This window comes from Barnesiella sp. An22 (genome assembly GCF_002159975.1).
Lineage (GTDB): Bacteria > Bacteroidota > Bacteroidia > Bacteroidales > Barnesiellaceae > Barnesiella > Barnesiella merdigallinarum.
This window is the reverse complement of the sequence record NZ_NFJR01000002.1, coordinates 89,345-113,531: the sequence shown is the minus strand read 5'-3', so window position 1 is coordinate 113,531 and position 24,187 is coordinate 89,345. Positions and strand designations below refer to the sequence as shown.

The 24,187-nt window shown below is 56.6% G+C and carries 18 protein-coding genes; 6 read left to right on the top strand and 12 right to left on the bottom strand.

The window, feature by feature from the left end:
* Positions 1-30 precede the first annotated feature (30 nt).
* Positions 31-1,434, top strand: a complete 1,404-nt coding sequence (locus B5F38_RS03040; protein ID WP_087407857.1) for a mechanosensitive ion channel domain-containing protein — start codon at positions 31-33, stop codon at positions 1,432-1,434.
* Here the strand turns inward: B5F38_RS03040 and mfd are convergent.
* Positions 1,373-4,717 (bottom strand): transcription-repair coupling factor, encoded by a 3,345-nt coding sequence (gene mfd / locus B5F38_RS03035; RefSeq protein ID WP_087407856.1) that lies wholly within the window; start codon positions 4,715-4,717, stop codon positions 1,373-1,375. The two genes, B5F38_RS03040 and mfd, sit on opposite strands and share 62 nt — an antisense overlap.
* A gap of 79 nt (positions 4,718-4,796) precedes the next feature.
* On the bottom strand, positions 4,797-7,586 hold the full coding sequence (gene polA / locus B5F38_RS03030; RefSeq protein WP_087407855.1) for a DNA polymerase I: 2,790 nt from the start codon (positions 7,584-7,586) through the stop codon (positions 4,797-4,799).
* A 117-nt stretch (positions 7,587-7,703) separates the two neighbouring features.
* Between polA and B5F38_RS03025 the strand changes: the two genes are divergently transcribed.
* A complete protein-coding gene (locus B5F38_RS03025) occupies positions 7,704-8,678 on the top strand; it encodes a polyprenyl synthetase family protein (protein ID WP_087407854.1) in 975 nt (324 codons plus the stop codon).
* A gap of 95 nt (positions 8,679-8,773) precedes the next feature.
* Here the strand turns inward: B5F38_RS03025 and B5F38_RS03020 are convergent, their stop codons facing one another.
* Positions 8,774-10,447, bottom strand: a complete 1,674-nt coding sequence (locus B5F38_RS03020) for a nucleoside kinase (RefSeq protein ID WP_087407853.1) — start codon at positions 10,445-10,447, stop codon at positions 8,774-8,776.
* A 183-nt stretch (positions 10,448-10,630) separates the two neighbouring features.
* Here B5F38_RS03020 and B5F38_RS03015 point away from each other — a divergent pair, with 183 nt between their 5' ends.
* The gene (locus tag B5F38_RS03015; RefSeq protein ID WP_087407852.1) at positions 10,631-12,454 is read left to right on the top strand and encodes a Na/Pi cotransporter family protein; all 1,824 of its coding nucleotides are present in this window, start codon (positions 10,631-10,633) and stop codon (positions 12,452-12,454) included.
* 82 nt (positions 12,455-12,536) lie between these two features.
* On the opposite strand, the gene B5F38_RS03010 is transcribed toward B5F38_RS03015, so the two are convergent.
* Positions 12,537-13,235: an NAD-dependent deacylase gene (locus tag B5F38_RS03010; protein ID WP_087407851.1), complete on the bottom strand. Its 699-nt coding sequence runs from the start codon at positions 13,233-13,235 to the stop codon at positions 12,537-12,539.
* 244 nt (positions 13,236-13,479) lie between these two features.
* Here B5F38_RS03010 and B5F38_RS03005 point away from each other — a divergent pair, with 244 nt between their 5' ends.
* On the top strand, positions 13,480-14,064 hold the full coding sequence (locus tag B5F38_RS03005; protein WP_087407850.1) for an FKBP-type peptidyl-prolyl cis-trans isomerase: 585 nt from the start codon (positions 13,480-13,482) through the stop codon (positions 14,062-14,064).
* A gap of 94 nt (positions 14,065-14,158) precedes the next feature.
* A complete protein-coding gene (locus B5F38_RS03000; RefSeq protein WP_158096831.1) occupies positions 14,159-14,956 on the top strand; it encodes an FKBP-type peptidyl-prolyl cis-trans isomerase N-terminal domain-containing protein in 798 nt (265 codons plus the stop codon).
* 158 nt (positions 14,957-15,114) lie between these two features.
* Here B5F38_RS03000 and B5F38_RS02995 read toward each other — a convergent pair whose 3' ends face one another.
* From B5F38_RS02995 to B5F38_RS02965, 7 genes are read right to left on the bottom strand one after another with little or no spacing between them, the layout of a single operon-like run.
* Positions 15,115-16,224, bottom strand: coding sequence for an ABC transporter permease (locus tag B5F38_RS02995; protein ID WP_087407848.1), 1,110 nt, complete (start codon positions 16,222-16,224; stop codon positions 15,115-15,117).
* Between the two features lie 15 nt (positions 16,225-16,239).
* Positions 16,240-17,343, bottom strand: a complete 1,104-nt coding sequence (locus B5F38_RS02990) for an ABC transporter permease (protein ID WP_087407847.1) — start codon at positions 17,341-17,343, stop codon at positions 16,240-16,242.
* A gap of 4 nt (positions 17,344-17,347) precedes the next feature.
* Positions 17,348-18,091, bottom strand: a complete 744-nt coding sequence (locus B5F38_RS02985) for an ABC transporter ATP-binding protein (protein ID WP_087407846.1) — start codon at positions 18,089-18,091, stop codon at positions 17,348-17,350.
* Entirely contained in the window at positions 18,088-19,011 is a 924-nt protein-coding gene (locus tag B5F38_RS02980) for an ABC transporter ATP-binding protein (protein ID WP_087407845.1), read from the bottom strand. Before B5F38_RS02980 ends, B5F38_RS02985 begins: the two co-directional genes overlap by 4 nt.
* A gap of 12 nt (positions 19,012-19,023) precedes the next feature.
* Complete coding sequence (locus B5F38_RS02975; RefSeq protein ID WP_087407844.1) at positions 19,024-19,926, bottom strand: HlyD family efflux transporter periplasmic adaptor subunit; 903 nt, start codon at positions 19,924-19,926, stop codon at positions 19,024-19,026.
* Between the two features lie 29 nt (positions 19,927-19,955).
* The gene (locus B5F38_RS02970; RefSeq protein ID WP_087407843.1) at positions 19,956-21,209 is read right to left on the bottom strand and encodes a TolC family protein; all 1,254 of its coding nucleotides are present in this window, start codon (positions 21,207-21,209) and stop codon (positions 19,956-19,958) included.
* 47 nt (positions 21,210-21,256) lie between these two features.
* The gene (locus tag B5F38_RS02965; RefSeq protein ID WP_087407842.1) at positions 21,257-21,910 is read right to left on the bottom strand and encodes a TetR/AcrR family transcriptional regulator; all 654 of its coding nucleotides are present in this window, start codon (positions 21,908-21,910) and stop codon (positions 21,257-21,259) included.
* 296 nt (positions 21,911-22,206) lie between these two features.
* Here B5F38_RS02965 and B5F38_RS02960 point away from each other — a divergent pair, with 296 nt between their 5' ends.
* Positions 22,207-22,668, top strand: coding sequence for an Lrp/AsnC ligand binding domain-containing protein (locus B5F38_RS02960; RefSeq protein WP_025278550.1), 462 nt, complete (start codon positions 22,207-22,209; stop codon positions 22,666-22,668).
* Between the two features lie 139 nt (positions 22,669-22,807).
* On the opposite strand, the gene B5F38_RS02955 is transcribed toward B5F38_RS02960, so the two are convergent.
* Positions 22,808-24,181 carry an MATE family efflux transporter gene (locus tag B5F38_RS02955; RefSeq protein ID WP_087407841.1) on the bottom strand — a complete coding sequence of 458 codons (1,374 nt, stop codon included), beginning with the start codon at positions 24,179-24,181 and terminating at the stop codon, positions 22,808-22,810.
* Between the last annotated feature and the right edge of the window lie 6 nt (positions 24,182-24,187).

The window sequence follows — 24,187 nt, the reverse complement described above, 5'->3', positions numbered from 1 at the left end:
CGGCGTTTTTAGAAGAAAAAAACGGAAACGATGAATAAAGCGTACGAGATAGCCGACCGGCTCATGGCCTGGGTGTCGGATTTGTTGCAGCGGTTCACCGGCGAGCCTTCGCCGGTGTGGGACCAGATTGTGTACAGCCTGCTGGTCTTTGTCATTGCGATTGTGGTGGGCCGCATCTTGCGGGCCATCGTGATTTACGGGATTCACCTCGTGGCCCGCTATCGGGGCGGCAGTTTGATGAAGGGGCTGGTCAAGGCGCACCTCTTTACCCGACTGACGCACATCATTCCGCCGTTGGTCATCCTGTCGCTGTTGCCGTTTGCCTTTCACGGCACGCCGGCCTTCCTGAAACTTATCGAGAAACTCTGCTGGATTTATGTGTTGGGGGTGATTGTCTTCTCCCTCAATACGCAACTGTCGGTCTTTTGGGAAATCTATTCGAGCCGTACGACCCTGCGCAACCGTCCCATGAAGGGGATGATTCAGATTATCCGGGGGCTGTTGGCCGGTTTCTGGGTAATCGTGTCGGTCTCGATTCTCATCGAGCGGTCGCCCATGGCGCTCATTACGGGACTGGGTGCTTTTGCCGCGGTGCTGATGCTGGTGTTTAAGGATAGCATTTTGGGTTTTGTAGCCGGGGTACAACTGTCGCAAAACGACATGATTCGCAACGGCGACTGGATTGTGGTGCCGGGCGGCAGTGTAAACGGCATTGTCATCGACGTGTCGCTCGACACGGTGAAGGTGCAGAATTTTGACAATACAATCGTGACCCTGCCGCCCTATTCGCTCGTATCGGGCGAGGTGCAGAACTGGCGGGGCATGACCGATGCGGGTGGCCGGCGCATCATGCGCTCGTTGACCATCGACATCAGCACGGTAAAATTCTGTACGCCCGAGTTCCTGGAAAAGATGAAGGAGGTGGCGATTTTGCGCGATTTCATCGAGAAAAAGGAGGCTCAGCAGCAGCGGGGCGTCGTCGAAAATACCCAGAACAGCGAGGGTTTGGTAAACGGAACCATCGAGACCAACCTGGGTCTCTTCCGGGCTTATATGACCCTCTATTTGCAGCAGCACAAGTTTATCGGTAGCCAGATGCTTCTGATGGTGCGGGCCCTCGACCCGACCGACAACGGCCTGCCGTTGCAGCTTTACTGCTTCTCGACCAATACCGATTGGGTCAGCTACGAGTCGATTCAATCGGAGATTTTCGAACACTACATGGCCATCATGCCTACGTTCGGGCTCTATCCCTTCCAGAATCCATCGAGTCGCGACTACATCAATGCCGCCTTGATTACGGCCGGTCATCACCCCGACGAGATGTGGGGGATACCCTTCGGTACGATGCGTGCGTCCGGTTCGCCGGCGGCTAAACCGGATCGGTCTGCAGCACCTCCTCAAGCACCGCAACCGCCGATTCCACCGAAGTAATGTCCTTGATGGCCAGCGAGCGGCGACCCTTTATCTCGCGCAGTTTGCATTGACGCGGGTTCTTCTGCAGGTAGGCCAGTATGCGGCCGAAGGCAGCCGACTGGTAGTAGGCCACGTGTTCGTCGGAGACAAAGTAGAGGTACATCTGCCCCTGTTTCAGCCCCACCTTTTCGATACCCAGCTGCTTGGCGAGCCGCCGCAGACGCACGATGCGTATCAGCTCCATGGCCTCGTGGGGGATGCGGCCAAAGCGGTCTTCGAGCCGTTCGCAGAACTGGCGGATGTCGGTCTCGCGCTCCATGTTGTCGAGCTCCTGGTAGAGCGAGATGCGCTCCGACTCCTGCGGCACGTAGTCGGCCGGGAAGAGTACCTCGAGGTCCGACTCGATGGTACACTCCGAGACAAACTCTTCGGGTTTCGCGTCGGAGTCGGCACCGTAGTAGAGGTCGCTGAACTCGTCGTTTTTCAACTCGTCGACCGCCTCTTTCAGAATCTTCTGGTAGGTTTCATACCCCAAATCGGCGATGAAACCGCTCTGTTCGGCCCCCAGCAGGTTGCCGGCGCCCCGGATGTCGAGGTCCTGCATGGCGATGTGTATGCCGCTGCCCAGCTCCGAGAAGCTCTCGATGGCCTGCAACCGGCGGCGGGCATCGACCGAGAAGGTGTGGCGGGGCGGGGTGAGCAGGTAGCAGAAGGCCTTGCGGTTGCTGCGGCCCACACGGCCTCGGAGCTGGTGCAGCTCGCTCAACCCGAAGTTCTGGGCATCGTTGATGATGATGGTGTTGGTGTTGGGCATGTCGATGCCCGACTCAATGATGGTGGTGGCCAGCAGCACGTCGTAGTCGTAGTTGACAAAGTCGATGATGGCCTGCTCCAGTTTCTCGGGCGGCATCTGTCCATGGCCGATGACCACGCGGGCATCGGGTACCAGGCGGTGTATGGTGTTCTCGAGTTCGTAGAGTTGCGGGATGCGGTTGTTGACGAAGAACACCTGTCCGCCGCGGCTCATTTCGAAGTTGATGGCCTCCTTGATAATATCGTCGTTGAAGGCGTGCACCTCGGTCTGTATGGGGTAGCGGTTGGCCGGCGGGGTGGTGATGACCGAGAGGTCGCGCGCCCCCATAAGCGAGAACTGCAGGGTGCGGGGAATGGGGGTGGCCGACATGGTGAGGGTGTCGACGTTGACCTTCATCTGTTTGAGTTTCTCCTTGACGGCTACGCCGAATTTCTGTTCCTCGTCGATGATGAGCAGCCCCAGGTCGTTGAATTTCACATCTTTCCCGATGAGCTTGTGGGTACCGATGATGATGTCGATTTTGCGGTCGGCCAGGTCTTTGAGTATCGCTTTCACCTCCGACGCCTTGCGGGCCCGGCTCAGGTACTCGACCCGCACGGGGAACTCCTTGAGCCGCTCCTTGAACGTCTGGTAGTGCTGGAAGGCCAGCACGGTAGTAGGCACGAGCACCGCCACCTGCTTGTTGTCGCAGGTGGCCTTGAAGGCAGCCCGTATGGCAATCTCGGTTTTGCCGAATCCCACATCGCCGCAGATGAGCCGGTCCATGGGCCGTTCGCGCTCCATGTCGGCCTTGACCTCGGCGGTCGATTTTATCTGGTCGGGGGTATCTTCGTAGATAAACGAGGCCTCGAGTTCCTGTTGCAGGAACGAGTCGGGCGAAAAGGCGAAGCCCTTCTCCTGCTTGCGGGCGGCATAGAGCTTGATGAGGTCGCGGGCAATCTCTTTCATCTTGCCCTTGGTCTTCTCCTTCATGCGCTCCCAGGCGCCGCTGCCCAGCTTGTTGACGCGGGGCGTCTCTCCCTCTTTCCCCCGGTATTTGGCCAGCTTGTGCAGGGCGTGGATGCTCACGAAGATAATGTCGTCGTTCTGGTAGGTGAGCTTGATAACCTCCTGCATCTTGCCGTTGATTTCGGTGCGGATGAGTCCGCCGAAGCGGCCGATTCCGTGGTCGACGTGCACGATGTAGTCGCCTACCTCTATCTGGTTGAGCTCCTTGAGCGAGAGGGCCAGTTTGCCCGAGCGGGCATGTTCGCTCTTGAGGGTATACTTGTGGAAGCGGTCGAATATCTGGTGGTCGGTGAAGCAGCACATCTTCAGATCGTTGTCGACGAACCCCTCGTGCAGCGTCTTCAGCACGGGGGTGAAGGTAATCGATTCGCCCCGCTCCTCGAAGATGGCCTGGAGCCGTTCGATCTGTTTTTCGCTGTCGCTGAGGATGTAGATGGTGTACTTTTTCTCGATGAATTGGGAGAACGACTGGCTCACCAGGTCGAAATTCTTGTGGTAGACCCCTTGCGGTGCGCAGTCGAACCGCATGACGGCGGGAGTCTTCGCCTCGCTCGAGGTACCGTAGTCGATGCGGCGGAACGACAGCGCCTTTTGGCGGAAGGCCGCAGGGTCGATAATCTTCTTCATGGCGTCGCGGTCGCCCTCCTCGGCAATGAGGGTCTGCTCCGAGAGCGACTCCGAGGCGACGGCCTCTATCCGGTCGAGTGCCCACGAGAGGTTGTGGCATACGAGAATGGCGTTTTTGTCGATGAAATCGAGCATCGAGATGCCTGAAGCCTCCTTCCCGCAGACATTCGAGACGATGTAGACCTCGTCGAGCCGTTCGGTCGAGAGCTGCGTCTCGACCTCGAAGGTGCGGATGCTCTCTACCTCTTTCCCGAAGAAATCGATACGGTAGGGCAACTCGTTGGTAAACGAAAAGACATCGAGTATACTGCCCCGCACGGCAAACTGCCCCGGCTCATACACATAGTCGACCTCGCTGAATCCCAGCTCGCGCAGCTTGTCGGCCAGAGCCACGATGTCGTACTTGCTCTTTTTGTCGATGTGGAGCGTCTGGTCCGACAGCGTATCGACCGGCACCACCTTCTCGGCAAGAGCCTCGGGATAGGTGATTACCAGCAGGGAGTCGCCTTTCTGGTTCAGCCGGTTGAGCACCTCGGTCCGCAGGATTTCGGAGGGAGGGTCGGGCTGTCCGTACTTGATGTCGCGCTTGTAGCCCGAGGGGAAGAGCAGGATGCGGTCGCTGCCGTTGATCTGCACCAGGTCGTTGTAGAGGTAGCCGGCTTCGTCGAGGTCGTTGGCGATGATGAGGTGCGGCTTCTTGTTCTCCAGCAAGTTGGAGAAGAGCAGAGCCGGGGCCGAGCCTTCGAGTCCCTGAATGAAGATGTTTTTTCTCTTGGAGTCCTTGACCAGCGATAAAAACGCATCACGCCTCGCCGACGTATTGAAGCGTGCAGAAAAACTTTGAATGTCCATGTTTATCGTTTACTAAACCGGGAAACAAAGTTACACAATTATTCGTCGTTACGAGGCGTATCGCGCTGTTATTTTGGGGTCAATGGGCCTCGAGCCAGTTGTGGCCGGTACCATAGTCGGCAACCAGCGGTACCTGCAAGGGGTAGGCGTTCTCCATCTCGTGGCGTACGATTTCCTGCACCCGTTCGAGTTCGTCGGTCGGGACGTTGAAGTTGAGTTCGTCGTGCACCTGCAGAATCATGCGGCTCTTCAGCCCCTCCTCTTCGAATCGCCGGGCGATGCGAATCATGGCAATCTTGATGATGTCGGCGGCACTGCCCTGGATGGGGGCGTTGATGGCGTTTCGTTCGGCATATCCCCGCACCACGCTGTTGTGCGAATGGATGTCGGGGAGCATGCGCTTGCGGCCGCAGATGGTCTCGACGTAACCCTTTTCGCGGGCCACCTCGATGCTCTTGTTCATGTACTCCTTGATTTGCGGGTAGCTCTCGAAATAGCCGTCGATTAGCTCTTTGGCCTCGCTGCGGGAGATGTTGAGCCGTTCGGCCAGCCCGAATACCGAGATGCCGTAGATGATGCCGAAGTTGGCCGTCTTGGCCTTCCGGCGCATGTCGGCCGTGACTTCACCGATAGGTACCTTGTAGATTTTGGCAGCCGTGGCGGCGTGGATGTCCGACCCCTCGCGGAAGGCCCCGATCATGTGCGGGTCGCCGCTCAGGTGGGCCATGATGCGCAGCTCTATCTGGGAGTAGTCGGCCGAGAAGAAGAGGCATCCCGGGTCGGGCACGAAGGCGCGGCGAATCTCGCGTCCCTCGTTGTCGCGTATGGGGATGTTCTGCAGGTTGGGGTTGCTCGAACTGAGGCGCCCGGTGGCGGTGACTGTCTGGTTGAACGAGGTGTGAATCTTCCCCGTCTTGGGATTGATGAGCTCGGGCAGGGCGTTGATATAGGTGCTCAGCAGCTTGCGGATGCCGCGCTGGTCGAGAATCTTGCCCACGATGGGATGCCGCGAACGCAGTTTCTCCAGTATCTCTTCGGTGGTGGAGTATTGTCCGGTCTTGGTCTTCTTGGCCTTCTCGTCGATTTTGAGCCGTTCGAAAAGAATCTCGCCCACCTGTCGGGCCGAACTCACGTTGAAGGTGGTACCGGCCAGCTGGTAAATCTCCTGTTCGAGTTCGCCTAGGCGGCGGGTGAGCAGGTCGGACGAGCTTTTCAGTTCGGCCGTGTCTACATTGACACCGGCAATCTCCATGTCGGCGAGCACTCGGGTGAGGGGCATCTCCATCTCGTAGAAGAGCTTCTCCATCTTATCTTTGGCCAGCTCCTTTTCGAGCCGGTTTTTCAGTTGCAGGGTCACGTCGGCATCCTCGGCGGCATAGGGGTAGACCTGCTCGACGGGTACCTGCCGCATGGAGAGCTGCTTTTTCCCCTTCGGGCCGATGAGTTCTTCGATTTCCACTGTCTTGTAACCCAGATAGATGCTGGCCAGATAGTCCATGTTGTGGTACTGTTCGGGTTGCAGCAGGTAGTGGGCCACCATGGTGTCGAAGAGGTTGCCTTTGACCTCGACCCCGTAGTTGTGCAGCACGATGTAGTCGTATTTGATATTCTGCCCGATTTTCAGCGAAGCGGGGTTTTCGAGAGCCGACTTGAAGATGCGCACCGTTTCGCGGGCCTTCTCCTGGTCGTCGGGCACGGGTACGTAGTAGGCTTCGTGCTCCTTGAGGGCAAACGAGAGTCCTACCAGTTCGACGCTCATGGGGTCGACTCCGGTTGTCTCGGTGTCGAAGGCAAAGGCCGGGGCGCAGGCCAGCAGGGCGGCGAGGTCCCACATCTTTTCGGCGGTATCGACGAGGTGGTAGGTGTGGGGTACGGTGTGGATGTCGGCCAGCTTCGACTCGGCCGGCTTTTCGTCGGCAGCCTCTTCGGCAGGTTGCGGAGCCTGGTCGAAGAGCGAGCGCTGCGGGGCCGGTTTGGGCGCGGCGGCCGTGGCCGCTTTGTTGCCCAGCACCCGTTCGGTGAGGGTGCGGAACTCCAGCTCTTCGAAGATGGGGCGCAGCTTCTCGCCGTTGACCGGTTCGCGGCGCAGGGCCACTTCGTCGAAGGTCAAGGGTACATCGGTGCGGATGGTGGCCAGGAATCGGGAGAATTCGATCTGCTCGCGGTTGGTCTCGATTTTGGTCTTGAGGGCCCCCTTCAGCCGGTCGGTGTGGGCCAGCAGATTCTCGATGCCGCCAAAGTCGGCGATGAGTTTCACGGCGGTCTTCTCACCCACGCCGGGGCAGCCCGGTATGTTGTCGGAACTGTCGCCCATGAGGCCCAGAATGTCGATGACCTGCTCGGGCGAGTCGATGCCGTATTTGGCCTTTATCTCGTCGGGGCCCAGTATCTCGAAGTCGCCGCCGAACTTGGGGCGATACATGAAGATGTGGGGCGATACCAGTTGTCCGTAGTCCTTGTCGGGGGTCATCATGTAGGTATCGAAATCCTCCTTCTCGGCCAGTTTGGCCAGAGTGCCTATCACGTCGTCGGCCTCGAAGCGGGGCACCTCGATGATGGGGATGTTGTAGGCCTCGATAATCTGCTTGATGATGGGCACCGAGTAGCGTATCACCTCGGGTGTCTCCTCACGCTGGGCCTTGTATTGCTCGTAGGCCTCGTGACGGAAGGTGGGACCCTGGGGGTCGAACCCCACGGCGATGTGCGAAGGATTCTCTTTCTTGAGCAACTCTTCGAGTGTATTGACAAACCCCAGAATGGCCGAAGTGTTTACACCTTTGGAGTTGATTCGGGGGTTCTTGATGAATGCGTAGTAAGAGCGGTAGATGAGCGCGTAGGCGTCTAACAGAAATAGTCTTTTCTCTTGCATGTCGGATATGCGGTTTGTAGATAAGAATTAAAAAAGCGTCATTGCAATGCGGTAAAATTACGATAAAAATACGGATTCTTTTGTTTTATTACTATTTTTGCAGCAGAATAAATTGATATGGATAAACTTTTGGTCATACGGCAACCTATAACCGACGAGCTCGACTTACTGAATAAGACCCTTACCGAGACACTGCACACGAACAGTCCCTTGATGAACGAGGTAATCAACACCTATCTCGAGAGTAAAGGCAAGCAGATAAGGCCTATTCTGGTATTGTTGTGCGCAAAACTGTTCGGCCCGGTACCACGCGAAGCAATCGATGCCGCCGCCTCGCTGGAGTTGTTGCACAACGCCAGCCTGATACACGACGATGTGGTAGACGAGTCGCAGAAACGCCGGGGGCTGCCTACGATCAACCATCTGTACGACAACCGCATTGCGGTGCTGACGGGCGACTATTTCGTGTCGTGTGCCCTGGCCTGTTCGGTGCGGACCAACCAGATGGCCATCATTGCCAGTTTGGGTGTGTTGGGTCGCGAGCTGGCTCGCGGGGAGATAGACCAGCTCTCCAATGCCCGGGAACATCGCCTTGACGAGGATGCCTATTTCGAGGTAATTCGCCGCAAGACGGCATCGCTCTTCTATGCCTGCATGCAGGTGGGCGCCTTGGCGGCCGGAGCCTGCGAAGCCGATGTAGAGCGGTTGGGGCAGTTTGGCGAAAAGCTGGGCCTCTGTTTCCAGATTAAAGACGACATATTCGACTATTTCGAAGACAAGGTGATAGGCAAACCCACCGGCAACGACCTGCGCGAAGGGAAGCTCACCCTGCCGCTCATCCATGCCATTACACAGGGTAAGGGCGAGGAGAACGAACGGATGCGGGCCTTGTTGAACGAGGAGCATCTCTCGGCCGAGAGTGTGCACACGCTCATCGAGTATGCCAAACGCGAGGGTGGTATCGACTATGCCTACGAGACCATGAAGCGGATACGCAACGAGGCCGTGGCTCTGCTCGAGGGATTCCCCCCTTCGGAGACGGTCGATGCGCTCATCTCCATACTCGACTATACGATCGAGCGCGAAAAGTAAGAAGACAGTTTTCTTTCCAGGAGACCAGAGAGATACGACAACGGGACTGCTCACGAGGGCAGTCCCGTTGGTCGTTTATGGGGTGAATGCAGGTATCAATATTTGAAGCTGCTGCCGCCGAGGAACTCGCGCAGAAGCGAGGTGGGCGGTATCTCGCGCTGGTTGATCGACTGGAAGTAGCCCAGGAAGTGGAGCAGACGGTGAGCCTCGGCATATTCGCGGCAGTTGTGCGGCACGGCGCTGAGAATGGGCTGTGCATAATCTTTCATCACGGCCAGCTCGAAGAGGAGCGACGAGTTGAACATGGCGTCGGCATTCTCCTGGTAGGGGAAAATCCACTTCTCTTCGCCTCGGCGCACGCTACCCCAGCGGGCTATGGTGCTTTGGGCCGAGGCACCGCGGTATTTGAAGTCGCGGATGATGCGGCGCAGCAGCCGGTTGTCGGCCGTGGGTATCCAGTTGTGGTCGTCGATTGAGATGGTGGTGAGGGCCGAGACGTAGATGCGGTACTTCAGGTGCGGCTCGATTTGAGGCGTCAGGTCGGGATTCAGCCCGTGGATGCCTTCGAGAATGAGCACGGCCCCCTCGTCGAGCTTCAGGGTGTTGCCTCGGTATTCGCGGCTGCCGGTCTCGAAATTGTAGGTAGGCATCGGTACCGTCTCGCCTTGCAACAGCCGGTTGAGGTCTTTGTTGAAGAGGTCGAGGTCGAGGGCATAGAGCGACTCATAGTCGTAGTCGCCCGTCTCGTCGCGGGGCGTATCCTCGCGGTTGACAAAGTAGTTGTCGAGCGAGATGGCCACCGGCTTGAGCAGGTTGGTCATCAACTGTATCGAGAGCCGTTTGGAGAAGGTGGTCTTACCCGATGACGAGGGCCCCGAGATGAGCACGATGCGGGTGCCCTCCTCGTGGTATCGGCGGGTGATGTCGTCGGCAATCTTGCTGATTTTCTTCTCGTGCAGCGCCTCGGCCACCTTGATGAGGTCGGTCGCCTGGCGGTTCTCGACCACTTGGTTCAGGTCGCCGATGTTGCTCAACCCCACGATGTGATTGAAGGTGAGGTACTCCTTAAAGGCGTTCAACATCTTCTCTTGCGGTTCGATAGGAGCCGGCGTGGTGGGGTCGTCAGGGGTAGGAGGCACGAGCAGCACCCCGCCGTTGTACTTGATCAAGTCGAAACCCTGCAGGTAGCCTGTCGAGGGGGTGAGCCAGCTGTAATACGAGTCGGCCAGTCCGTCGAGGGTATGGTATTGGGTGTAGAGCTGGCGGGTCGACTGCAGCAGTTCCACCTTGTCGAGCATGCCTTGTGCCCGGAATACCTCGATGGCATCGGCCGTGTGGCACTCGATTTTCTCGAAAGGAATGTCGGCTGCGATAATCTGGGCCATGCGCTCCTTGATGCGGGCGATAGTTTCGGGTTTCAGTGCCTCGGGGTTGTCGAGCAGACAGTAGTACCCGTGCGAAAGGGAGTGTTCGATGCGCAGTCGTGTGCCGGGCACGATGTCGCGGATGGCCTTGTACATGACAAAGCAGAGCGAGCGCACGTAGGTGCGCATGCCCGAGGGGTGGGTAATGTCGAGAAACTCTATGTCCTTGGGGCCGTATACCCGGTATCTCAACTCTTCGGTCTTGTTGTTGACATAGGCACATACCGGACGATGAGCCAGTTGCGGTTTGGCCATTTCGTAAATTTCGAGCAGCGATTCACCGCCTTCTACGCGAATGGTCTTTCCGGTGTTTACACAAAAAACGTCAAATTTTTCTCTTTCCATCGTAGTTTTCAGCTCAGGGTAGAGCCTTCTTTAATTCGTTAATAAAAGTAAAACAACAATCTTTCCTCTGGGCAACTATTTTTATTTGTATAAATTTGCAAACGAATGCTTTTTCCAGATGCAAGATTGAGTGTTAAATATACCACAAAGAGGATAATAAAACAACTTATTTAAGAAACTTTTATGGAGTACACATTTCTGGACTTCTTGACCTTAATCGGGTCGGTAGGCTTGTTCCTGTATGGCATGAAGGTCATGAGTGAGGGGTTACAGAAGGTGGCGGGCGACAGGCTGCGCAATATCCTGGCTGTAATGACGAAGAATCGGTTTTCAGGAATGTTTACCGGTATATTGATAACAGCATTGATACAGAGCTCGTCGGCCTCGACGGTGATGGTGGTGAGTTTCGTCAATGCGGGTCTGATGACTCTGGGGCAGTCGATGGCCGTCATCATGGGTGCCAATGTGGGAACCACCGTTACGGCCTGGATTATCTCTATCTTCGGGTTCAAAGTCAACATCACGCTGTTTGCCTTGCCTCTGATTGGTATAGGCACTCCGTTGCTCTTCTCGGGCAGCAGCACCCGCAAGTCGTGGGGCGAGTTTCTCATCGGCTTCTCGTTCCTCTTCATGGGTCTCGATTACCTGAACCACTCGGTCCCCGACCTGAAAAGCAATCCCGAGATATTCGAGTTCCTCACCTCGTATACCCAGATGGGTTTCCTCTCTATCCTGATATTCTGTGCCGTGGGCGCTATTGTGACGATGATTGTGCAGGCCTCGAGTGCCACGCTGGCCATCTCGCTCATCATGTGCAGCAAGGGATGGATTACCTTCGACATCGCCGCCGCCCTGATTCTGGGCAGTAACATAGGTACCACCATTACTCCGCTGCTGGCTTCGATCAGTGCCAACGTGTCGGCCAAGCGGGCCGCCATGGGGCACCTGCTCTTCAACGTGCTGGGGTCGGTTTGGACGTTGATTCTCTATTATCCCTTCATCCGCTTCATCGTGTGGATATGCACCTCGCTGGGGGTAGGCAATCCCAACGACCTGATGGCTTTCGTCTCGGCCAACGAGCAGACCAACCCTTCGCTCATCAATGCCCTCAACAACGGAGGCACTCTGAATACGCCCGACTTTGAACAGCAAAAGGCCCATTTCGAGGCCATGCAGTTCTCGGTATCGTTCGGCCTGTCGATGTTCCACACGGTCTTCAATGTCATCAACGTAACCATCATGATCTGGTTTACAGGGCTCTACGAGAAGATTGTCACCCACCTGGTGCGGGTGAAAGACAAGAACGAGGAGGAGTTCCAGTTGAAATTCATTTCGCGTGGTATGCTCTCGGCCTCGGAGTTGAATTTGCCCCAGGCTCATCAGGAGATTGCCGTCTATGCCGAGCGGGTGCAACGCATGTTTGGCATGGTGAAAGACCTCTTGCACGAGAAGGAGGGGAGCGAGGCCTATATGAAACTCTATAACCGCATCGAAAAGTACGAGCAGATTTGCGACCGCATGGAGCTCGAGATTGCCGGGTTCCTGAATCTGGTAGTGGGTGGCCGGTTGAGCTTCGAAGGCAAGATGCGGGTAAACGGCATGCTCAGTATCGTGACCGAAATCGAGAGCATAGGCGACTGCTGCTACAACCTGGCCCGCACGCTGCAGCGCAAGCAAGACTCGCACATCGTCTTCAACGACGAGATTGTGAGCAACATCGACGCCATGTTCCGCCTCAACTCCGAGGCGTTGTCGAATATGGTGGCGCTCTTGTCGAGCAACGAACCTCCCATGAGCGAGATTATGATTTCGTACAACAAGGAGTGCGAAATCAACAACTTCCGCAATCAATTGCGTAAATCGAACATCGAGAATATCAACAACAAGCATTACGAATATCAGGCCGGTATCTATTACATGGATATGATTTCGGAGTGCGAGCGGCTGGGCGACTATGTCATCAACGTAGTCGATGCCATCAAGCAGCAGGAGGTACGCCACGCCTGACCCGGTTTGTGATAGCCGTATAGCACAGAGCCCGCGGAAAACATCCGCGGGCTCTGTGTGTAATTGGGGAGCAGCAGCGAGGTCACGCCTCGTGTCGTAAATCTTCGATCAGTTCGGCCACGCCCTCCGAAGCCCCCTTCTGGATGACGTGTACGGGGCGGTTTATCGGTACCCGCACCTCTTTGGGGTCGATGAGGTAGATGGGTACCTGCGGGCGTACATAGGCCAGCAGCCCGGCGGCGGGGTAGACGTTGAGCGAGGTACCTATCACCACAAATATGTCGGCCTCTTCGGTGATGCGGATGGCCGGCTCGATCATGGGCACCGCCTCGCCGAACCACACGATGTGCGGCCGCAGCCGGTCGCCGTGCGAGTCGGTGGCATCGGGGGCCAGTTCGTACTGGTCGGGGGTGAGTTCGTAGACCCGGCTTTCGTCCTTGACCGACCGCACCTTGGTCAACTCGCCGTGCAGGTGGAGTACATGCGTGCTGCCGGCCCGCTCGTGCAGGTTGTCGACATTCTGGGTAATGATGGTCACGTCGTACTCTTTCTCGAGCTCGGCAAGCCCCTTGTGGCCCGCGTTGGGCTCGACGGTCAACAGCTCTTTGCGCCGTTTGTTGTAGAATCCCTGTACCAGGGCGGGATTCCGTTCCCAGCCCTCGGGGGTAGCCACATCTTCTACGGGATAGCGGTCCCACAGGCCGCCGCTGTCGCGGAAGGTAGAGAGCCCGCTCTCTACGCTCATGCCCGCTCCGGTGAGAACAACCAGTTTCTTTTTCATATCATGCAGACTTAAAAAGGTTTATCGCTTTTTGTGTGGGAAGAACCCACCTAAAATTAGCATAAAAGGGCGACGGGTGCAAACGATTTGTATAAAATATGTTGAAAAACGCTTCTGTACCGGGCTATTCGGGGCCAAATTATATTTTTTTTTAAGGAGATTTTATCGAATTAAGCATAAAAGCCCTATCTTCGCCACGCAAATATTGTATTTATGTTTGCTTAACTGTACAATAGAATAGAAAATGGACAAACTGAGTTATGCTTTGGGTCTCAGCATGGGGCACAATTTCCTGGGTTCGGGCATCAAGTCGCTGAATGTAGAGGACTTTGCCAAAGGCGTAGAGGCCGTATATAAGCACGAGAAGCCCGAGATTAGTTTCGAAGAGGCCAAACAGATTATCAACGAGTATTTCACCAACCTGCAAAACGAGATTGCCGAGGAGAACCGGCGGGCCGGCGAGGCTTTCCTGGCCGAGAATGCCAAGCGTCCCGAGGTAGTGGTTTTGCCCAGCGGTCTGCAATACGAGGTACTCGCCGAGGGTACAGGCCGCAAACCCAAGGCTACCGACAAGGTGCAGTGTCACTATCACGGTACGCTGATTGACGGACAGGTATTCGACAGTTCGGTACAACGGGGCACTCCCGCCGTCTTCGGGGTCAACCAGGTAATACCCGGTTGGGTAGAGGCTCTGCAACTGATGCCCGAGGGCTCGCGCTGGAAACTCTACATACCCTCCGATTTGGCATATGGCGAACAGGGCGCAGGGGGCAGCATCCCGGCCAACGCTACGCTCATCTTCGAAGTGGAACTGATAAAAGTATTGTAATTTATTTACCTCATAAACAATGAAAAAAAATATTTTATTCTTTGTGGCACTTGCCGGTCTTACGGCAATGTCGTCTTGCGGAAACAAAGCCGCTGTGAAACTCGAAAACGCTGCCGATAGTGCCAGCTATGCGCTGGGTGTTTCGAATGGTGCCCGTCTGGGCGAGGCCATGAAATCGGGTATGTACGACCAACTGAAAGGTATCGATACCGGCGACTTCATGAAAGGCTTTGCCGCTGCCATGAAATCGGACTCGACTCAACGCTCTTATGAAATGGGTTTGAGCCAGGGTCTCTATGTGAAAGAGATGTTGAAAAACATCAAGCAAGGCACGGGCCTCGAAATCGATGTGCCTACCTTTATTCAGGCTTACGAAAAGGCTTTGGCCGGTGATACCACGCTGTTGATTTCGGACATGGAGGCCAATGGCGTTCTCGACGCTATCTTCAGAGCTGCTGCCGAGGCTAAGGAAAAAGAGGAACTCGCTCGTTTGGCCGAGTCTCCCGAAGCTAAAGAAAACCTGGCTAAAGGTGAAGCCTTCCTAGCCGAGAAAGCCAAAGAAGAGGGTGTAGTAAAGACCGAATCGGGTCTGCTCTACAAAGTAGTTAAAGCCGGTCAAGGCGAAACGCTTCAAGCCAACCAACGTGCCAAAGTATCGTACAAAGGTACATTGATCGACGGTACTCAATTCGATGCCAATGCCAGCGCTACCTTCTCGCCTGCCGGTGTAGTGAAAGGTTTCGGCGAAGGTCTGCAACTGATGCAAAAGGGTGGCAAATACATCCTCTATATCCCCGCCGAACTGGGCTACGGTGTACGTGGTGCCGGCGACAAGATCCCGACCAACTCGGTTCTCGTATTCGAGGTTGAGGTTCTGGATATTCTGAAATAAGAGGATAATCTCCCGTGAGGGGAAGTGGGTTGCCACAAGGTGCCTCGACCCTTGCGATTGAACCAGACGATTGTATTTTCATAAATAGAGAGAAAGAGCTCGGTATCGCACCGAACTCTTTCTTTTTTTGTAGATCCCCTCGTTGTGAGTTTTGAGATTCAATTAGTCTTTTTGTAGCTCAGGATAGCCCACGAAACCATCGCGGCTCCGATGGTGAGCAGACCCGCCGCATCGGTCCAGACATCGGCCAGCGAGCTGCCTTTGATGTAGATGCCGCGCATGGCATCGGCATAGTAGCGCATGGGATTCAGGTAGGTGATGGCCTGTGCCCACCCGGGCATCGAGGCGATGGGGGTGAAGATGCCGCTCACCAGCATGAATACCATCATGAAGAACCAGGTGACAAACATGGCCTGCTGGGCATTGTCGCTGTAGTTGGAGATGAGCAGCCCCATGCCGGCCGTCACCAGAATGTTGCCGGCCGTGAAGAAGTACATCAACCCCACCGACCCGGCACACGTGTAGCCGAATACCCAGCGGGCAATCAGCAGGCAGGCCGTGAGCACGAAGAAGGCCACCAGCCAGTAGGGTATGAGTTTGCAGAGGATGAAGGCTCCCCGGTTTACGGGGGTGACGTTGATCTGCTCGATGGTGCCCCGCTCTTTTTCGCTCACGATATTGAGGGCCGGAAAGAAGCCCGTGAGCATGGTGATGGCGATGACGATGAGGGCCGGCACCATGAACTTCTTGTAGTCGAGATAGGTGTTGAAGTAGTATTTCGACGACACGTCGAGCTGCGGACCGGCTGCTGCCGTAGTGGGTTGGGTCGGTGCATTCTCGGCGTAGTAGCGTTGGATGCACGAGGTGAGGTAACCGGCCCCGATGCTCCCCTTCGTGCCGTTGATGGTATTGACCTTTACCCCCACGGGCAGCGCCTCGCCCCGCTCCAGACAGCGGTCGAAGTCCGATTCGATGGTCAGGATGGCGTCGGCTTTGTTCCGGTCCATCAGCTGCATGGCCCGGGCCGGGTCGTCGCACACTTCCACCAGGTTGAAGTAGCCCGATGCGGTACAGCTCTCTACCAGTTTCGACGAGGCGACCGACCGGTTGCTGTCGACCACCACCAGGTCGACGTTGCGTATCTCCATGCTCACGGCAAAGGGAAATACCAGCATCATCAGCACCGGGAAGGCGATGGCCATCTTGGGCAGACCGGGATCCCTGAAAAACTGCTTGAACTCTTTCTCCAGCAAATAAAGTAGAACCATAGAACGACCTCCCGATTATAATCTTCGTTTAAATAGCCTTACACTCACGACCAGCAGAAACAGCGTCATCACCAGCAGGATGATGAACTCGGGGTAGATGTAGCTGAAACCCACCCCCTCGATCATTATCTTCTTGACCATGATGATGTACCACTTGGCCGGGATAATATCCGAAACGTATTGCAGAATTACGGGCATGCTCTCGCAGGGGAAGATGATGCCCGAGAAGATCATCGTGGGCATCGTGAGTCCCATGCCCGAGATGAGCAGCGCCGTCTTTTGGGTGGCCGAAACCACCGAGATGAGCAGCCCGATGCCCAGCGATGCAAGAATGAAGAGCACCGACATCACCGCCAGCAGGAACAGGCTGCCCCGCAACGGTACGCCCAGCACGAAGCGGGCGAGCAGCAGGATGGTGACCAGATTGATGAGCGACAGCGCCAGGTAGGGGATAGCCTTGCTGACGATGACTCCCACGGGGCGGATGGGCGAGACGAGCAGCAACTCCAGGGTGCCGCTCTCTTTCTCGCGCACGATCGAGATGGCGGTCATCATCGAGCAGACCAGCATGAGGATAAGCCCCATGACACCCGGCACGAAGTTGTAGGACGACCGCACGGCGGGGTTGTACATGTATTGCACGTGCGGGAACGAGGCCGTTTGCGTGCCCTCTGACGCACTCAACTCGCTTTGCACGGTAGACAATACCCCGTTCACGTAATTGACAATCATTTGGGCCGTATTGGGGTCGGACCCGTCGCCGAGTATCCGTATGAATGCCTTGTCGTAGTGGCGCAGCCGCTCGTCGAAGTTGCGTTCGAAACAGACGGCCACGTCCGACTTCCCGGCCCGGAACCGCTCGGCCACCTCGGCTACCGACCCCAGTACGGCCGTGACGTGCAGATAAGGGTTCTGGTCGATGCGTGCCACCGTCTGCCTCACCGACGGGTCGGCCAGGTCGCCCACCACGTCGACCCGGGCATCGTGCACCTCGGTACTGACGGCAAAGCCGAAGAGGATAATCTGCACGATGGGCATCACCAGCACGATGAGGATGGTGCGCCGGTCGCGGAATATGTGGCGGAACTCTTTCTTGATGAACGACAAAAACTCTTTCATAGCCTTACTCTCTTTTGGCTTGGTAGGCCAGTTTACGGAATACCGCGTCCATATCGGCCGCCTGATGGCGTTGCTTCAGGGCTGCGGGGGTGTCGAGGTCGGCAATGACACCGTCGACCATAATCGACACCCGGTCGCAATACTCGGCCTCGTCCATGTAGTGGGTGGTGACGAATATCGTCGTGCCCGCCTCGGCCGTCTCGCAGATGAGGTCCCAGAAGAGCCGCCGGGTCTCGGGGTCGACACCGCCGGTAGGCTCGTCGAGAAAGACGATGGCCGGTTCGTGGATGAGGGCGATGCTGAAGGCCAGCTTCTGCTTCCACCCCAGCGGCAGGTCGCCCACCAGTTCGTCTCTCAGGTCGGTCATGTTCAGGTAGCGCAGCATCTCGTCGCTCTTTTGCCGGATGCGCTTGCCGCTTAAGCCGTAAATGCCGCCGAAGAGGCGGATGTTTTCCCACACCTTCAGGTCGGCATAGAGCGAAAACTTCTGGCTCATGTAGCCGATGTGACGCTTGATTTTCTCCTGTTCGCGGCACAGGTCGTACCCGTTGACCGTGCCGCCGCCCGAGGTGGGGAGGCTCAGGCCGCACAGAATCTTCATGGCGGTGGTCTTGCCAGCTCCGTTGGCCCCGAGGAATCCGAAGATTTCGCCCCGGTGCACCCTGAAGCTGATGTGGTCGACCGCCGTGAAGTTGCCGAACTTCTTGGTCAACTGCTCTACGATGATGATGTCGGTATTTTCGTTCACGCCTTTTGCCTTTCTTTTTTAGCCAGTTCCATGAAACAATCTTCGATGTTGGGCTCGATTTCGTGTACCGTTGCGTCGCTGAATCCCGCTGCCCGAATCTGGGTCTGCAGCTCGTCGGGGGCAATGGTGCCGGGTGCGACGGCCACGTGGTGCTCCGACCCGAACGAGAAGCACCGCAGCAGGTCGTTTCGTCGCCGCAGATACTTCAGCAGCGGATAGGCCGGGTGGCCCGACACGCCGAAGAGCCGGTGCGGATATTGGGCCACGATGGCCGCCGGGGTGCCGGTCTCGATGATGTGCCCCTGCTGGATGAGCGATATGCGGTCGCAGAGCGACGCCTCGTCCATGTAGGGAGTCGATACCAGTATGGTGACGCCGGCCTCGCGGATGCGATAGAGCATGTTCCAGAACTCTTTGCGGCTCACGGCATCGACGCCGGTGGTGGGCTCGTCGAGAAAGAGTACCGTGGGGCGGTGCACCAGGGCGCAGCAGAGGGCCAGCTTCTGTTTCATGCCGCCCGACAGTTTCCCGGCCCGCCGGTCGCGGAAGGGTTCGATCTGGGAGTAAATCTCCCGGATGTTTTCGTAGTTGTCGGCTACGGTGGTGCCGAACATGGTGGCGAAGAAGTCGAGGTTTTCGGCCACCGTCAGGTCCTGGTACAGCGAGAACCGTCCCGGCATGTAGCCGATGCGCCGCCTGATGGCCATGAAATCCTTCACCACGTCGAGCCCCTCGACGCGGGCGTGGCCGCTGTCGGGAAGGAGCAGCGTCACCAGTATGCGGAACAGTGAGGTCTTGCCGGCCCCGTCGGGTCCGATAAGGCCGTAAATCTCGCCCGCCCGTATGTCGAGCGAGACACGCTCCAACGCCTGGCAGGTCCCGTATCGCTTGCTCACCTCGTCTACTTCAATGGCTCCCATGGCTGCACCTCTCTATTTGAAACGGACGTACGCATACATGCCCAGTTTGAGGAAGCCGTCGTTCTCGAGGGACACCTTGGCGGCATAGACCAGATCGGCCCGCTCGTCCTGGGTCTGGATATTCTTGGGGGTAAACTCGGCCTCGTCGGCAATCCATACCAACCGGCCTTCGTACTGGCGGGGCTTGTCGGTACCGTCTTCGATGGTCACCTGCACGGTGTCGCCCAGCTTCACCTCGGCCAGTTGGGCCGTGGTGAGGTAGGCCCGCACGTAGACCTGCTTCAGGTCGGCCATCTTGAAGAGCGATTTCCCTGACGTCACCAGCTCTCCCGCTTCGGCAAACTTGGTCAGCACCGTGCCGTCGATAGGGGCCACGATGCGGCATTTGTTCAACTGGTCCTCCTTCTCGGCAATCTGCACGTCGTAGAGGGCCAGCTCTTCGCGAATGCCCGTGTTGTTGCGCTCGTAGGTCTGTTTCTTGGCCGCCATCTCGCGCCGGGTTACGGCAATCTGCGAGGCGAGGTCGTCGACCTGTTTCTGGGTAGCGGCATCCCTGGCCTCGAGAGCCTGGTACCGCTTGTAGTCGGCCTGCAGTTTCTCGAGCTGGGCCTGTTGCGAGGCCAGTTGCCGGTCGATGTCTACCAGTTTGGTCTGGGCGTTCGACCGCTTGCGCACGAGCTCCTGCTTCTGCAGGTAGGTCTGTACCGAGTCGATGACACCCACGGTCTGCCCGGCCGTGAGCCGGTCGCCTTCGGTCAGTTGCAGGGATACGATGCGGCCGTTGGCCTCGGCCGAAACCAGCACCTCGGTCGCCTCTATCTGACCGCAGGCGTCGAAGTCGCGCGAGTGGTCGGCACAACTGCCGAGGGTGAGAAGTGCCGTTGCCAGGGCTGTGTATAAAATTTTCTCTTTCATTGTCTCTTGAGTTTATGTTCTGTATCGGTTTACTGTCCCAGAGTGGTCTTCAGGTCGCAGATGGCCATGATGAGCTGCACCTGGTGGAGCGATTCGGCCACCCGGGCGTTGAACTCCTCGTCAATCATGTCCATCAGGTCGGTGAGCATGATGACCCCCTGCTTGTACTGCTCCTCGCCGGCTTGGCGAATATCCTCGCGCAGCCTGATGATTTCGCGGTCCTGCTCGAGCACCTGCCGGGCTTTGCGCACCTCGTTCAGGCGGTCGGTCACATCGAGCATCGTGTTGAAGACAAAGGTCTCCTGCTCGCGCTCGATGCGCTCTTTCTGTGCGGCTATCTTACGGATGTCGTTCTTGCGCGAATAGAGGGCCCCCAGGTTCCACTGCATCTTTACCCCCACGACGTAGTAGGGCTCGAACTCGTTTTTCAGGATGTTCAATCCCGGGCGCCCGATACCTCCCTGCAACGACAGGTTGAACTTGGGGTAGAGGTTGGTCTGCAAATCCTGACGCTGTACCCGGGTCTGCTCCAGCTGTGCCTTGTAGAGTTGCAGTTCGGGCCGCGCCAGGGTAGTAGTGTCGATTTGCAGGTCGACCGGCGGCTCTACGAACTGTGCTTGCGACAGGTCCTCGCCGGTGAGCCGCCCGAGCATGTCGACGTAGGCCTGGCGGTCGGAGTTCAGCGACGAGATGGTCTGCTTGTAGTTGAGTATGTTCACATCGACGATGCTCAAGTCCGACTTGTACGACACGCCGTGCTCGATGCCCGCCAGCACCGACTCGCGGTTGCGGTAGAGGCTCTTGATGGCAATCTCGTTTTGAGCAATCTGCTTGTCGATAAGCAGGATGCCCAGGAAGATATTCTCCACCTTCTGCCTGATGCTGTACAACGATACCTCTACCTGTTGGCTCTGTATCTGGGCATCGGCGCTCACCAGCCGCTTTTTGCTGGCCGTCGTGCCGCCGTCCCAGAGGGTCTGGCTCACCTCGCCCACCAGCGAATATTGGTCGTGAGGCAGGTTGAACTTGAACTCGGGTATCTCGAACGGCATCTCGACCACCTTTGACTGATATTGGGCTTTGCCGCTGATGGTGAGTTGCGGCAGCCAACTCTGGCTAGCGGTGGACAAATCGTATTTCTCGGCTTCACGGATGAGGCCGAGCTCCTGTATCTGCGGGTAGTTGTTGCGGGCCTTTTCCACACAATCGCTCAGGGTCACTTGAGCGGCGGCCGCACTGGCGATACCGGCCCACAGGATAAGAAAAACCCATCTTTTCATCATATCTCTCTCGTTAAAATGCTCCTTGTTTTTGATTCCTTCTTTCCCGGTTATCGGTCGGGCTCACATCGGCCGTACAGCCGGTGGTAGAGCAGGGCGATAATCTCGTCGTGCCGCCTCTTCAGGGCCTGGTCTATCTGGTCACGCGGCATTCCCACCGCCTGTTCCATCACCGGTACCGACATGTAGGTCGAGAAGCTCAGCGAAATGAGGTCGAGAAACAGTTGTTCGAAGGTGATGGGGTTGCACCGGCCGGCCCGCACCTCGTTGTCGAGCAGGACCTTGTGATGGCCGGCAAGTCCCGAAATGAGGCTTATGGTGCTTTCGCGGTAACGGTTCAGCAGTTCGGGGTTGTGCCGGGCTACGTCGTACAGGAAACTGACCAGTTGGCGATGCTGGTTGAGGAATTCGAGCAGACGGATTACGCCACCTTTCAGGTTGGGCCAAAATGCAATAGTTTCGGCCGACATGGCATTGCGTACCGAGGTAAACAGTTCGTGCAGGTTTTTGTCGAGAACCTTGAAGAAAATCTGTTCCTTGGTTTGGAAATAGTAGTGTAGCATGGCGTGTGTTACACCGGCCCGGCGGGCTATCTCGGTCGTAGTGGCCAGCAGGTATCCTTTCTCGAGAAACAACTCTTCGGCAGCCGCCATGACGGCTCCCTCGGTATTCTTTCTTTTGGTGTTGGGTTTGGCTTGTGACATAGGTCATGTTTTATTTAACAGCGCTGTTAATTGCAATTATAACTATTCTGGACAAAATCGACAATAAAAAATCGATTTTTAACACAATCGGGGAGGCGGCAGTCCGCTTCGAAAAGTGTTTCAGCCCTTCTGTATTCTTCATTTTTTTATGAAAAAGTATCTTATAAAGGCTCAATAAGCCATCTGTTTTTAGTAAGGGAAGTATCTTTTTGTCAAAAAAAATAGCTAAAACATAGTTGTATATTCAAAAAGAAGTGATATTTTTGTCGCAAAATGATTTATGTAAATAAAATTTTATGGAAAAGATAGATAATCTAGATCGTCAGATTCTCGAGATTATAATGCGCAATGCTCGCATTCCGTCGAAAGACGTAGCCGCCGAGTGCGGCGTTTCGCGTGCGGCTATCCACCAGCGCATACAGCGCATGATCGATATGCACGTGATTACCGGTTCGGGGTATCATGTGAACCCCAAGTCGCTGGGTTTCAGAACTTGTACCTATATTGGGGTGAAGTTGGAGAAGGGGTCGATGTATCGCGATGTAGTTCCCGAGCTCGAAAAGATTCCCGAGGTAGTGGAGTGCCACTTCACCACAGGTCCCTATACGATGTTGTGCAAGCTCTATGCCCGGGACAACGAGCATCTGATGGAGCTCTTGAACGACAAGATTCAGCACATCAAGGGGGTAGTTTCGACCGAGACGCTTATCTCGCTCGAGCAGAGCATGAACCGCGAAATTCCGGTGATGAAGGAGTAAGCAACGATTTGCACGGGACACGCTGTGCAGACTCGACGTATAAAGACGAGGATGGCTTCGACGCATGTAGCGCGGGGCCATCCTCGTTTGTTATCAGCGGGTTGGATAATAATCCATGGGGGAAGCATGCCGTATTTTCTCAAGCGGCGGGCGTTACCCGATTGTTTTGCCCCAGTTTCCGGTTGGTTTGCCAGAGCATCAGCAGGGTGACGAGGGTGGCAATCGTGTCGGATACCGGCATGGCGCCCCACACGCCGTTCAGTTCGAACAGGCGGGGGAAGATGAGCAGCAGCGGTATGAGAAAGATGACCTGCCGCGTAAGACTCATGAAGATGGCCTTCGAGGCCATGCCCAGCGACTGGAACAGGTTGGTGGCGACCATCTGGATGCCCACGATGGGGAAGACGCCCATGGCGATGCGCATGCCGTGTATAGCCACGTCGATAAGATGTTCGTCAGTGGTAAAGGCCCGTATGATGTAGTAGGGGAAGAAGGTGGAACCTATCCACCCCACCGTGGCGCAGAGGGTGGCCACGACACAGGTAATCTTGAAGGCCCGTTTCATGCGGTCGTAGTTGCCGGCTCCGTAGTTGTAGCCCACGACGGGCTGCATGCCCTGGCACAGCCCCACGATGAGCATCACCACCAGGGTGGCGTAGCTGTTGAAGATGCCGAAGGCACCAATGGCCTCGTCGCCTCCGTAGCGGTAGAGCGAGGTATTGATGATGGCGTTGATTACGCTGCTGGCGATATTGACCAGGAAGGGCGACATGCCTATGGAGACGATGTTGATGAGGATGGCCCACTCGAGCTTGAAGTACCGGCGGTGGAACCGCACGTTGCTGCGGGTGTTGCAGAAGTGTGCCATCACGAAAACCGCCGAGATGGCCATGGCTATGTCGGTAGCGATGGCCGCCCCCTTGATGCCCAGCTTGAGGCCGAAGATGAAGATGGGGGCGAGAACGAGGTTGGAGAAGGCGCCGATGAGCATCGTGTACATGGCCTTGCCGGGATAGCCCGAGGCCCGCATCATGTTGTTGAAGCTGTAGCACAGGTTGGTGCAGAGCATGCCGGGCATGATGTAGAGCAGGAACTCGCGGGCATAGGGTATGGTGCGGTCGCTGCCGCCGAAGCTGCGCAGAATGTCGTCCATGAAGATGACGAAGAGCGAGAGGTAGCAGAGGGCGAAGGTGACGGAGAGGATGAGGCTGTTGGCCAGAATCTTCTCGGCCTTCTCCTTGTCGTCCTGTCCCATCACAATCGAGATGCGGGCCGCCGCACCCTGTCCGACCAGCATGCCGATGGCTCCCGAAATCGACATGATGGGGAAGGTGAGGGCCAGCCCCGATATGGCGTCGGGGCCCACACCTTGCCCGATAAAGATGCGGTCGATTACGTTGTAGAGCGACATGACCATCGTCCCCACGATGGCCGGTACCGAGTACCGCCAAAGCAGTTTGCCCACGGGGAGCGTGGCCAGTTCGGCGCGAATATTGTTCTTGCTGTCGTTCATTGTTCA